The 782-nt window shown below is 47.2% G+C and carries 1 protein-coding gene; it reads left to right on the top strand.

The genetic code is table 11. From position 1 onward, the window contains the following. Positions 1 to 225 (top strand): hypothetical protein (locus EAG18_RS22475; RefSeq protein ID WP_275557372.1); only part of this gene is annotated, 225 nt, incomplete at its 5' end. Positions 226 to 782: the final 557 nt, after the last annotated feature.

Here is a 782-nt window from a genome sequence, read left to right as displayed (position 1 = left end):
CCGTATGGCGATGAGGACGGTGAGATTAAAGATCGCAGGGTAAACCTGCTCCTACACTGTATATTCAGGTACAAAAAAACCGACTTACGTCGACTTGTGTATCTCTTTATTTTACCACTTGAGGGAAATAACAGACGCAGGACGTACTTTGTGGGTAGTGAACCTCCGACCGCTTTAGCATCCGTATGGCGATGGGTGACGGTGAGATTAAAGATCGCAGGGTAAACCTGCTCCTACACTGTATATTCAGGTACAAAAAAACCGACTTACATCGGCTTGTGTATCTCTTTATTTTACCACTTGAGGAAAGTGGCGGACGCAGGACGTACTTTGTGGGGAGTGAACCTATGACCGCTCTAGCATCCGTATGGCGATGAGGACGGTGAGATTAAAGATCGCAGGGTAAACCTGCTCCTACACTGTATATTTAGGAGCAAAAAAACCGACTTACGTCGGCTTGTGTATCTCTTTATTTTACCACTTGAGGGAAATGACAGACGCAGGACGTACTTTGTGGGTAGTGAACCTCCGACCGCTTTAGCACCCGCATGGTGATGAGCGACGGTGAGATTAAAGATCGCAGGGTAAACCTGCTCCTACACTGTATATTCAGGCACAAAAAAACCGACTTACGTCGGCTTGTATATCTCTTTATTTTACCACTTGAGGGAAATGACAGACGCAGGACGTACTTTGTGGGTAGTGAACCTCCGACCGCTTTAGCACCCGCATGGTGATGAGCGACGGTGAGATTAAAGATCGCAGGGTAAACCGGGTAAACC

The sequence above is a fragment of the Pseudoalteromonas sp. J010 genome (assembly GCF_003934235.1).
GTDB classification, from domain to species: Bacteria; Pseudomonadota; Gammaproteobacteria; order Enterobacterales; family Alteromonadaceae; genus Pseudoalteromonas; species Pseudoalteromonas peptidolytica.
This window is presented reverse-complemented; position numbering and strand designations above follow the sequence as displayed.